Origin of the sequence: Adlercreutzia shanghongiae (assembly GCF_035830635.1) — a bacterium.
GTDB lineage: Bacteria > Actinomycetota > Coriobacteriia > Coriobacteriales > Eggerthellaceae > Adlercreutzia > Adlercreutzia shanghongiae.
Genome location: NZ_JAYMFI010000006.1, coordinates 59,587 through 70,499, shown reverse-complemented (window position 1 = coordinate 70,499; position 10,913 = coordinate 59,587). Strand labels below are relative to the sequence as shown.

General features: G+C 65.4%; 8 protein-coding genes. 1 reads left to right on the top strand and 7 read right to left on the bottom strand.

Annotated elements, in window-relative coordinates:
- Nucleotides 1-308: 308 nt before the first annotated feature.
- The 4 genes from priA to VJ923_RS03930 form a co-directional block, all read right to left on the bottom strand.
- Complete coding sequence (gene priA, locus VJ923_RS03945; RefSeq protein ID WP_326438778.1) at nt 309-2,642, bottom strand: replication restart helicase PriA; 2,334 nt, start codon at nt 2,640-2,642, stop codon at nt 309-311.
- Between the two features lie 187 nt (nt 2,643-2,829).
- Nucleotides 2,830-3,315, bottom strand: coding sequence for a Cys-tRNA(Pro) deacylase (ybaK, locus tag VJ923_RS03940; protein WP_326438776.1), 486 nt, complete (start codon nt 3,313-3,315; stop codon nt 2,830-2,832).
- Nucleotides 3,315-4,187 carry a lipoprotein intramolecular transacylase Lit gene (locus VJ923_RS03935; RefSeq protein WP_326438774.1) on the bottom strand — a complete coding sequence of 291 codons (873 nt, stop codon included), beginning with the start codon at nt 4,185-4,187 and terminating at the stop codon, nt 3,315-3,317. Before VJ923_RS03935 ends, ybaK begins: the two co-directional genes overlap by 1 nt.
- Nucleotides 4,188-5,579: a circularly permuted type 2 ATP-grasp protein gene (locus VJ923_RS03930; RefSeq protein ID WP_326438772.1), complete on the bottom strand. Its 1,392-nt coding sequence runs from the start codon at nt 5,577-5,579 to the stop codon at nt 4,188-4,190.
- Nucleotides 5,580-5,865: 286 nt separating this feature from the next.
- On the opposite strand from VJ923_RS03930, the gene metK reads away from it, so the two are divergent.
- Nucleotides 5,866-7,131 (top strand): methionine adenosyltransferase, encoded by a 1,266-nt coding sequence (gene metK, locus VJ923_RS03925; protein WP_326438770.1) that lies wholly within the window; start codon nt 5,866-5,868, stop codon nt 7,129-7,131.
- Between the two features lie 44 nt (nt 7,132-7,175).
- Here metK and VJ923_RS03920 read toward each other — a convergent pair whose 3' ends face one another.
- The 3 genes from VJ923_RS03920 to gltX all read right to left on the bottom strand — a co-directional run bounded on the left by VJ923_RS03920 (nt 7,176) and on the right by gltX (nt 10,639).
- Nucleotides 7,176-7,592 carry a PaaI family thioesterase gene (locus VJ923_RS03920; RefSeq protein WP_326438768.1) on the bottom strand — a complete coding sequence of 139 codons (417 nt, stop codon included), beginning with the start codon at nt 7,590-7,592 and terminating at the stop codon, nt 7,176-7,178.
- Between the two features lie 66 nt (nt 7,593-7,658).
- Nucleotides 7,659-9,011, bottom strand: coding sequence for a hypothetical protein (locus tag VJ923_RS03915; protein WP_326438767.1), 1,353 nt, complete (start codon nt 9,009-9,011; stop codon nt 7,659-7,661).
- A 14-nt stretch (nt 9,012-9,025) separates the two neighbouring features.
- Entirely contained in the window at nt 9,026-10,639 is a 1,614-nt protein-coding gene (gene gltX / locus VJ923_RS03910; RefSeq protein ID WP_326438765.1) for a glutamate--tRNA ligase, read from the bottom strand.
- Between the last annotated feature and the right edge of the window lie 274 nt (nt 10,640-10,913).

Sequence of the window (10,913 nt, the reverse complement as noted above, 5' to 3'; positions counted from 1 at the left end):
AAGGGCCGGTTCGGCGACTACTACCGCAGCTGCAGGAATCGCGGCATGTGCCACGGGGAGGCCCTGAAGGCCGTTGCCAGGAAGAGATTGAAGGTGATATACGCGATCATGAGGGACGGGGTCCCGTACTCGGCCTAGCCGGCCCTCCCCCATAGAAAAGCGCAGGGCTCGTGGGTCCTGCGCCAGCATTGCCTTCTTGGTGAAAATCAATCGAGGAAATCAGTTGACAAAACTATAGGAACACCCCCCGCAAGGGGGCAATCCGGGATCGGGGGCTTAAGTTTTGAGACGGAGGGGTCCGCCCTTCCCTACAGCAGGTCCATGGGGTCGATATCGACGGCGGCGCTGACCTTGGGGTTGGGATGGCGGGTGCGGAACAGGCGCACGAGGGGGGCCGAGAGATCGTCTTCGAGCGGGGCCTTCACCACGATGTGGTAGCGATAGGTGTTGCGCAGCTTGCCGAGCACGCAGGGCACCGCGGGCAGCACGCTCCAGCGCTCCCCCACCTCGTTGCGCACGATTTCGGCGAGCTGGCCGTGAATGAGCTCGGCCTCGGTAGCCACCTCGTGCTCGTCGGCGCCCCAGATGAGGACGTTGGCCATGCGCACGTAGGGGGGATAGCCCAGAAGCTTGCGTTTGGGCAGCTCGGCGCGCAGGAACATCCCGCGGTTGTAGGTGGCGGCAGCGCGAATGGCCACGTCGTCGGCCTCGTAGGTCTGCACCATGACGCGCCCGTCCAGCTCGGCCCGGCCGGCGCGGCCCGCCACCTGCTCGATGAGCTGGAAGGTGCGCTCGCCGGCGCGATAGTCCGGCAGGTGCAGCTGGGTATCAGCGTTGATGACGCCGACCAGGGTGACGTCGTCGAAATCGAGGCCCTTGGCGATCATCTGCGTGCCGAGAAGCACCGCGGCATCAGCAGCTGCGAACTCTTCGAGCAGCGCCTGGTGAGCGCCTTTGGCCTGGGTCGTATCGGCGTCCATGCGGATGATGGGCACCTGAGGCCCCACGCCGGGAAGGGAATCCAACAGCGAGCGCAGCTCCAGTTCCACCCTCTGGGTGCCCGCGCCGAACTTCTTCAAATAGGGACTGCCGCATTCGGGACACACCGGCGGCGCAGCCTCGCTGTAGCCGCAGTGATGGCAGACAAGCTTGCTGCCCTGCTCGTGGTAGGTGAGCGAGGTGGAGCAGTGGGGGCACTCGGGCACGAAGCCGCAGTCGCGGCAGAGCAGGAACTTCGCGAAGCCGCGCTGGTTCAGCAGAAGCACCGCCTTGCGCCCCAGCGAGAGCTCTTCGCCGAGCGCGCGCGTAAGGCGCCCCGAGAACATGGCCCGCGACCCCGAGGCGAACTCGGCGGCCATGTTCACCACCTCGATGGCGGGCATGGGTCGCCCGTTGGCCCGCTGCAAGAGCCCCACCTGGGCCCACAAAGGGTTCTTGTTCGCCTGGTAGAGCGACTCGATGGAGGGCGTGGCCGAGCCGAGCACGAGCGCACCGCCGCCACGGGCCATCATCCACTCGGCCACCTCGCGGGCATGATAGCGCGGCGACGAGTCCTGCTTGTAGGAGCCCTCGTGCTCCTCGTCGATCACGACGAGCCCCACGTTGACAGCCGGGGTGAACAGCGCGCTGCGGGCTCCCACGACCACCTGGGCCGCACCGCTTTTGATGTAGTCCCACTGGTCGTAGCGCTCGCCGTCGCTCATGCGCGAGTGCATGACGGCCACCGCGTCGCCGAACCGTCCGCGGAATCGCGCCACCGTCTGGGGCGTAAGGGAGATTTCGGGAACGAGCACGATGGCGCGGCGCCCCTCGGCCAGGGTGCGCTCGATGGCCTGCAGGTACACCTCGGTCTTGCCGGAGCCGGTCACGCCGTCCACCAGCACGACGCGGCCCTCGCCAGCCGCGCGGGCTGCCTCGATGGCGTTGACGGCGGCGAGCTGGTCGAAGGTAAGCGGCGGAGGTGCGGTGCGGCAAGCGGGCGCGCACCCGTCCATGCCGCGCAGGCGGCGGCGGTGCTCGATGCGCACGACGTCCTTCGATTCCAGCGCCTTCAATGTGGATGCCACGTTCCCGTACTCGGCGGCAAGCTCGCTTACGCGCACGTCGCCGGCAGCGACCGCCGCAAGCACCGCCTTCTGCTTCGCGGCGTTCTTGCGCGGCTCGAAGCTGTCAAACGCCTCCCCGCGCACGACCCAGCGGTCGTCCACCGCGCCGATGGCAGGCTCTTCGACCCGGTAGCGCCCGTCGCGCCCGCGCACGATGCGCGGCACGGCCCGCGGAGGGGTGAACAGACGAACGCACTCGGAAAGCGGCGCGGCGTAGCGGTCGGCCAGCCACAGAGCGCAGGCCGCCCCCTCCTCATCGAAAGAGGATTTGGTGAGCACCGCCTCCACTTGCTTGAGGTCGGCCGCCGAGCGAGGCGTCCCCCACAAATCGGTCCCCTCATCCGGCGACGCTTCCACCTCGTCGAGCGAAACGATATACCCCACCGCCTTGCGCCCACCAAGCGAAACCAGCACCGCGCACCCCACCTCAGCAGGAAGCCCCCCATCCCCCACGAGCATCTCATCAGACACCGCATAGGAATAGGGCGTATCCAACGCCTGAGTGGGAATATCAACTATGACCGAAGCAATTTTCATGCAGAGCAGTATACCAGCAACATAAAGCCAGATTTCAGCAATGGCAATGCGAAGAGGGCTACGGGGTGCTGCTCACCAAGCGAGTTCCGCAGCGAACGAAACAGGACTAAATGTCCTGTTTCGCCGAGCGAGGACTGTCTGAGCGACTGAGCAGTACCCCGTAGCCCGACCCCGAAGAGCCACAACCTCAAACCGTAAGATCCGCATATTCGAACGAAACAACCTTCTCCAAATCGTCAGGGTTCATGCGGATCTGACACCCCACCTTGCCCCCCGAAAAGTAAATCTCCTCGAACAGCTGCGCCGTCTCATCGACAAAGGTCGCGAACCGCTTCTTCATGCCGATGGGCGAGCATCCTCCGTGCACGTAGCCGGTGAGCGGCAGCAGCTCCCGGGCCTTGATCATGGCAATGGCCTTCTCGCCGGCCGCCGAGGCGGCCTTCTTCAGATCGAGCTCGCCGGACACCGGCACGAGGAACACGTAGTGCTCGCCGGACTTGCCCTGGGTAACGAGGGTCTTAAAGCAGCTGTCGGGATCTTCACCCTGGGCCAGCGCGATCTCCTCGCCGCTCATGGTGGCCTCAGCCTCGAAGAACAGCGCCTCATGGGCGACGTGCGCAGCGTCCAGCTCGCGCAGGGCGTTGGTCTTGTGGTCGCGCGGGGCCTTGGCCATTAGCGGCGCCCCTTCTTCCCCTTCTTCGATCGGGCGGCCTCAGCGGCGGCCTCGGCGAGCCCGCGCTGCTGCACGCCGGCCTTCCATGCGAAGAAGCAGCCCGCGGCGAACAGCAAAAGACCGCCGCCGATGGCCGACCCGACCCACACCGCTCCCATGCCCATCCAGAAGTTCAGGGGGTACATGGAGATGAGCAGCGAGTCGTAGCTGAACGTCCAGGTGCCGTCCACGAAGAACAGCGAGTGGAACGCGGCGAACAGCCCGTTGAAGTCGACAACGCCCCACAGCCCCAGCACGATGAGCACGAACAGCAGAAACGCCGGCCCCATGCGCAGCATGAAGGCCAGAGCGGCGAACTGCTTGCGAAAGCCCAGCACGATGGCGACGATGAGGGCCGCCACGCCGAACATGCCCAGATAGGAGCTGACGCCGTTGATCAGCCGGTTGCAATCCTCCAGGTGGCTGACCGCATCGGCATCCAGCGCATAGCGATCGCTCACCTCGGAGAGCGCCTCCATGGTATCGAAGGCAGGGCGATCGGTGTCGGCGAGCACCTCGCGGGCCTCCTGGTTCCAGTTGAAGTACTTCGGCGCACCCTCGGCCGCAGCGGCGCGGGCCGCGTCCACCACATCGGCGGCCAAGCTCTCGCGGGCCTCCTCCATGCTCTGGTGGTAGTCCACGGTGAAGTTGCGCGTGGCCACGGCCAGAGGCACGAGCTGCTCGTGGGTGTAAGGGGAATCTTCCCCCGTGCTCACCGCGCTCGAGAGCGCCTGGGTGGTGGCGGGCATGCAGCACACGGCGAATCCGCAGACGAGCAGCGTCACGGCCAAGAGCGCCGCGCCAAGGCCCGCAAGAACAGTGTTCGAATTCACTTACAGCTCCAAACCGTCGGAAACGTCGCAATCGACCCAGATGGTGGCGCTTGTGATGCCGCCGTTGGGCTTGCTGATGGTGGGATGGGGCCCCAGGCGGCTGAACACGCCCTGGAAGTGCCCGTTGAACAAGTAGAGGCCGTTCAGGTTGTTGTAGGGAACCGGATCGCTTGTCACCGCGCCGTCGGGCATATCGTCGATGCCGCGATCGGGCGGCAGCGTGTCGGTCTTGAAGGGGCGGATGTAGCGCTGCACGATGAAGGGGTAGCCGGCCCGCTCGTTAGCGAACTCGTCCACCACGCGCTCCCACTCCTGCTGGCTCACCTCGCAGCCGGCGTACACGTTGTCGGCGCCGTAGTGGTCGGTGGGCTTGATGATCCACTGCTCGCGGTTGGCGCGAATCTGCTCGACGTTCACCTGGTCATCATTGAGAAACGCCGTCATGGGCACCGTCTCTTCCACGAAAGCGATTTCCTCTTCAGTGAGGAAGGCCTGAGTCTCAGGCTTAAACAGCACTTCGAACAGCTGCTTGTCGTGGACGATGTGGCCGGAGAACGCCCCGATGAGCGCCACCTTGCGCTCGCGCACGGCGTTGATGAGGTTTTGGGACTCGTCCCAGAACTGAAGCACGTCGTTGGTGACCGAGCGGCGCCAGATGGCGTTCACCGGCTTCCCGTCGGGCGTGCGCAGCACCTCGCCATCGAAGGCAAGCTCGCGCACGTCGGCCACCACGCACTCCACGCCGGCCTCGCGGAAGCGCTCGGCGAAGATGTAGAACTCGTCCACCACGCCGTTTTCCAAATAGTCGCAGATGGCCACGCGGGGGTTCTCCACCTTGAAGGCGTAGGTGCTATAGATGTCCATGAAGGCGCGTACCCAGGGCATGAACAAATCGCATCCCTGCACCTGGTGGTTCTCGGCGAAGGTGCGGAAGGTGTCGGAACCCACGATGGAGTTCGTGATCTCGCGGTTCTCGTTCATGCCCGCGCTTCCGTCGCCGTTGAACTCGCAGAAGGCGATGGCGTAGTCGTCCTCGTTGAGGAAGGTGTCCACACGGGCGAAGGGCAGCACGGAATCGTAGTCGCGAGGCAGCAAGATGAGCTCCACGAGACGCTCATCGAAATCGAAGAGCTTGCGATAGTCCGCATCGGCCCGATAGCGCTCGATGACCTTGCAGAGGATGCGGTGGCACGTCTCGGCGGTGCGCTTCATCACCTCGTAGCTTTTCCGGTTGAACAGGCGCGGCACGAACGAGGAGGCAACCACCTGGTGATGCACGATGGCCGTGGAGTTCTGCATATAGTCAAAGGAGGCGCGACGGCTCTCGATGTCGCCATCCAGCTCGTCGATGATCTGGAAGTACTCGCGCGTGTAATCGGCGTTGGTCGGCATGAAGGCTCCGTCCCTCGGCGTTTGCATATCCGTATAAGTGTAGCACGTCGGCGACACCGCGCGCCTTCCGTATGGTTTCTGTATCCTTCCCCGTCGGTATTCTTGCGCCGCGCCGCCATCCCCGATAGTATGGGCAATCGCGCTGCGACCCGTGCGGTTCGCGCGCACCATATTATCCAGAGTCGGGGTAGAGAGTTGGCTCGCCGATCCCGACACCAACCTGACGCGCCTCGCCCGCGGGCGGCCGCCAAGGTGGTCCGGCCAACAGCGATAAGAAAGGAATCTCATGACCGAGAGCCATTCGAGCTACCTGTTCACCTCCGAATCCGTCACGGAGGGGCACCCCGACAAGATCTGCGACCAGATTTCCGACGCCATCCTGGACGCCATCCTGGCCAAGGAGATCGCGCTGGCCGAGGAGGGCTATGTGGCCCCCGACGGGCAGCCGGCCGACCCCGCGAAGATGCGCTGCGCCTGCGAGACGCTCGTGACCACGGGAACCGTGTTCGTCACCGGCGAGATTCGCACCCAGGCCTACGTGGATGTGCAGTCCATCGTGCGCGACGTAGTGTGCGGCATCGGCTACGACCGCGCCAAGTATGGCTTCGACGGCAACACCTGCGCCGTGATGAGCTCCATCCACGAGCAGTCGGCCGACATCGCCCAGGGCGTGGACGAGTCATTCGAGGCCCAGCGCGACGCCGCCGCGGCCGCCGACCCCTACGAGACGGTGGGCGCGGGCGACCAGGGCATGATGTTCGGCTACGCCTGCAACGAGACGAGCACGCTCATGCCCATGCCCATTTACCTGGCGCATCGCCTCTCCGAGCGCCTGACCGAAGTGCGCAAGAACGGCACGCTCGATTTCCTGCGCCCCGACGGCAAGACCCAGGTGTCGGTGCGCTACGTGGACGGCGCGCCCACCGCGGTGGAGAAGGTGGTCGTGTCCACCCAGCATTCGGAGGACATCGAGCAGGACGCCCTGCGCGAGGCTGTTCTGGAGACGGTCATCCGCCCGGTGTTCGCGGCCGAGGGCGTGGAACTGGCCGAGGACTGCGAGATCTACGTGAACCCCACGGGCCGCTTCGTCATCGGCGGGCCCATGGGCGACGCGGGACTGACGGGCCGCAAGATCATCGTGGACACCTACGGCGGCATGGGTCGCCACGGCGGCGGCGCCTTCTCCGGCAAGGACTGCACCAAGGTTGACCGCTCGGCCGCCTACGCGGCGCGCTGGGTGGCCAAAAACGTGGTGGCCGCCGGCCTGGCCGACCGCTGCGAGGTGCAGATCGCTTATGCCATCGGCGTGGCCCAGCCCGTGAGCGTGATGGTGGAGACCTTCGGCACCGCGCACGTGCCCGAATCCGACATCGAGCGCGCCGTGGCCGAAGTGTTCGACCTGCGCCCCGGCGCCATCATCGACGCGCTGGATCTGCGCCGCCCCATCTACCAGAAGACAGCCGCCTACGGACATTTCGGCCGCGAGCTGCCCGAGTTCACCTGGGAGGCCACCGACAAGGTAGACGCCTTGCGCGCCGCCTGCGGGCTGTAAAGAACCCCCGGTATGCGAAGGGCCCCAGCTGGGGCCCTTTTCACTTACTCGGCGTTGCGGAAGACCGTGGTGGTCATGCGGGCTATGCGCTTGCCCGTATCGTCGGTGATGTCGGTGGTGTAGAACCCCAGGCGCCGTCCGCCCTTGTCCACGTTGCAGGTGGCGATGAGCTTGGTGCCCTTCGACGCCGCATAGTAGTCGATGGAGCTGTTGATGGAGACGCTCGGCTCCACGCCGATGTTGCTCGCGAGCGCCAAGGCGAAGTCGGCCAGCGTGAAGATGGCGCCGCCCATGACGATGCCCAGCGCGTTGCGATGGTGGTCCTCGATGACAAGCTCCGCCACGCCGTGGCCCACCGACCCCTCCACGATGGTGCAGCCGATATGGGCCGCAAAGCGATCGTGGCCGAAGAAATCGTTCAGCTCGTCAAGCGTGGGATAATCACACAACTGCTGGGCCATAAGGCGCCCCTTTCTCTCAGGGAAAAAGAAGGGCGCTCGGAAGCGCCCTGTTGAGTCGTTCTGTTCCTAGCCCTGGGCAACCGGAGTGGCCGTGGCGGCGAAAAGCTCGAGGTACTGCCCGTCGGTCACCGTGACCACCTGCTTGCCGCCGGGGATGACGTACTGGGTGTCAACAATGGAGTCCTCATCGAAATCGAGGTCCTTCATCACGTAAGCCGCAGAATCCTCATCGGTCTCGCCCTCCCCCACGGTATAGGCCGTGATGGTGTAGCTGCCCGCAGGGATGTCGATTCCCACGCGATAGCAGCCGTTGTTGTAGGGCGCAGTGGGGTTCGTCGAGGTGGGAGAGGCGGGATGCATGACCACGTCCTCGCCCGGATCGAACACGATGAGGTCGCCCTCGTCCAAATCGGCGTAGTAGTTGCCGAAGTACTGCACCGAGTCGTCCACGTTGTAGCGGCCGCCCTCGCCATCGAAGAGATAGTAATGGGAGAGCTTCTCGTTGGAGCCTTCCAGATAATAGAGGCCCGCGGGAATCTGGCCCTCGGGACCCACGGTGTAGATGCCCTTGGCGCAAACGTTGCCCTCGCCGGGCTCGCCGGGCTCGATGCCCTCGGGTTCGAAGACCGCCAGGACCTCATCGTAGGTGAAAAGGCCGGCGGCGTCATCGGAATCGGCTCCGTCCTGCAAACCGTAGCTGTCCTCGGGCGGCCAGGTGTGGTAGGGGCTGTCGTAGTCGTAGTCGTTGTCGTAATCGTAACGATACGAGTCGTTGGTGTAGTCGTAGGTATCGTAGTCGTCGTAGTCGGCAAGAGCCATGATCCCCACGCAGCTTGCGCACCCGCCCATGCCGATAACCAGGCCTAAGGCCAGGCCAAGGAGGAACCAGGGCCAACGGCGCTTCTGGTTGGCACTGGGCGGCTCGTAGCCCGGGTACACGTTCTGAACCGGGGGCGTCGGCGGCACCGGCGGCTGCTGGGCCGCGCCATAGGGCTGATAGGCACTCTGCTGGTAGCCGGCCTGCTGATAGGAATCGGCCGGAGCCTGCCCGAAGGAGGCCGTCGGCTGGTACCCCTCGTAGCCGTAGGGCTGGGCCGGCTGCTGAGCGGCAGCGGGGGCCGCATAGTACGGCTCGGTCGAACGAGCGGCCGGAGCTTCTGCGCCCTGCGCGCTCGGTGCCGTGTAAGGCGTGGCGGGCTGGGCAGCCGGTGCCGCATAAGGCTGAGCTGCGGGCTGGGTCGCGGGCTCGGCAGCGGGCGGCGTGAACCCCGCGAAGGGGTTTTCCACCGCGGGAGCTTCCGCAGGAGGTTGCGCGATTGCCTCGGCAGGCGCCTCCACGGGCAGGCCGGGCTGCTGGGGCTGCTGAGGCTCGCCGCCCTCCGGGACGGGAGCTGCGTTCAAGTTGTTATTCTCGTCCATGGTCTTCGACCTTTCTAGTTGAATACCTTCTGGGCTACACCGTCGATACGGGCGACGATGTCGGCGGGATCCATGAGCATCATGGCCTCGAACAGCGGCGGCGAGACCATGTTGCCGCACACGGCCACGCGCAAGGGCTGGAATAGCAGCTTAGGCTTGAGGCCCGCCTCCTCGCCGGCGGCGCGGCAGAGCTCTTCCAAAGCCTCGGCGTCCCACGGGTTCTCGTCGTTGGCCAGAATGGCGCGGCAGATGGCCAACGCCTCGTCGGCGCGGGCGCCTTCCTTCAGCAGCACCTTCTGCACGCTCTTCTCATCGAGCACCACCGAGTCGCCCCAGAACAGAAACGCCAGCTTGGCCGGAATCTCGTCCAGGCGCGCCAGGCGCTCGGCCACAAGCGGGTACATGGCCTCGTAGAACTCGTGGTCATCGTCCACGTCGGCCAGGCACGCCTCCCAGGTGTCGGCGTCCACGCCCTCGCCGGGCACGCGCAGCTCAGCGGCGGCCGCAGCGGCCTCTTCCTTGGTGGGCGTCGGCACCACCGTGACGCCATCGGCCACGTTCGAGCCGTCGAGGTTCGCCTGGGCAAGCCACGGCTTGGCGACGTCCACCCAGGCCGGCGCGCCCATCTCGCGGATGTACACGCCGTTCATCCAGTCGAGCTTCTTCTCGTCGAAGATGGAGTGCTTCTTGGTGATGCGGTCGAGCGAGAAATGCTGGCACAGCTCCGCCGGCGGGATGATGGTGGTCTCGCCGTCGAGCGACCAGCCGAGCAGCGCGAGGAAGTTCACGAGCGCATCGGGCAGATAGCCGCGGTCGCGGTACTCTTCCACGTTGGTGGCACCATGGCGCTTCGAGAGCTTCTTGCCGTCGGCGCCCAAGATCATGGACAGATGCGCGAACAGCGGCACCTCGGCGCCGAGCGCCTCGTAGACGAGCACCTGGCGCGGCGTGTTGGAGAGGTGGTCGTCGCCGCGGATAACGTGGGTGATGCCCATGTTCACGTCATCGCAGACGACCGCGTAGTTGTAGGTGAAGGTGCCGTCGGTGCGGCGCAGAATCATGTCGTCCATCACGTCGATGGGGAAGCTCATGTCGCCGTAGACGGCATCCTGGAAGGTGACCGGACCGTGGTCCTCGGGCACCTTGAGACGCCACACGTGGGGCTCGCCGGCCGCGATGCGCGCAGCGGCTTCCTCAGCGGGGATAGAGCGGCAGGTGCGGTCGTAGCCGGCATACCCGCCCTCGGTCTTCTCAGCCGCCTCGCGCTTGGCGTCGAGCGTCTCCTTGGAGCAGAAGCACGGATAAGCCGCACCGGCCTCGATGAGCTTCTCGAGCGCCGCCTCGTAGGTTTCCGTGCGCTGGGTTTGGAAGTAGGGGCCGCAGGAGCCGCCCACCTCGGGGCCCTCGTCCCAATCAAGCCCCAGCCATCGCAGGGCGCGCAGAATGATCTGGGTGTTTTCCTCGGTGGAGCGTTCGGGATCGGTGTCCTCGATGCGCAGCACGAAGGTGCCGCCCGTGGCGCGGGCGAAGGCCCAGTTGTAGATAGCAGTGCGGGCGCCGCCGATATGCAGCATGCCGGTGGGAGACGGAGCGAAGCGAACGCGTACAGGCTTGTCTTGATTGCTCATGAATGTTCCTCAAAGGTCTTGGATGGGTCTTGCACAGTCGCCGTCCAGTATACCATCGCGCGCCCCAGCCCCCTGGCCGCCCCTCGACGGTTACACAGGCGTTTCATCTTAGAGCGACGCAACCCTCCACGCGCCCCTCGCAGCGCCCGCGCGCCACCCAGGCGATGCGCAGCGAGGGGCGCTCCCGTAGACGAAGGCAGCGAAAAGCGAGGCAGCCCCTATGGAGAAATCGAGTAGACGCCAGCTCTCACCGTTTCATTTGCCCAGCTCAAAG

Coding starts and splice junctions, on each gene's coding strand:
- ybaK (WP_326438776.1), bottom strand. CDS start 3,315: ATGGCCAAGGCCCCGCGCGACCACAAGACCAACGCCCTGCGCGAGCTG.
- priA (WP_326438778.1), bottom strand. CDS start 2,642: ATGAAAATTGCTTCGGTCATAGTTGATATTCCCACTCAGGCGTTGGAT.
- gltX (WP_326438765.1), bottom strand. CDS start 10,639: ATGAGCAATCAAGACAAGCCTGTACGCGTTCGCTTCGCTCCGTCTCCC.
- VJ923_RS03930 (WP_326438772.1), bottom strand. CDS start 5,579: ATGCCGACCAACGCCGATTACACGCGCGAGTACTTCCAGATCATCGAC.
- VJ923_RS03920 (WP_326438768.1), bottom strand. CDS start 7,592: ATGGCCCAGCAGTTGTGTGATTATCCCACGCTTGACGAGCTGAACGAT.
- metK (WP_326438770.1), top strand. CDS start 5,866: ATGACCGAGAGCCATTCGAGCTACCTGTTCACCTCCGAATCCGTCACG.
- VJ923_RS03915 (WP_326438767.1), bottom strand. CDS start 9,011: ATGGACGAGAATAACAACTTGAACGCAGCTCCCGTCCCGGAGGGCGGC.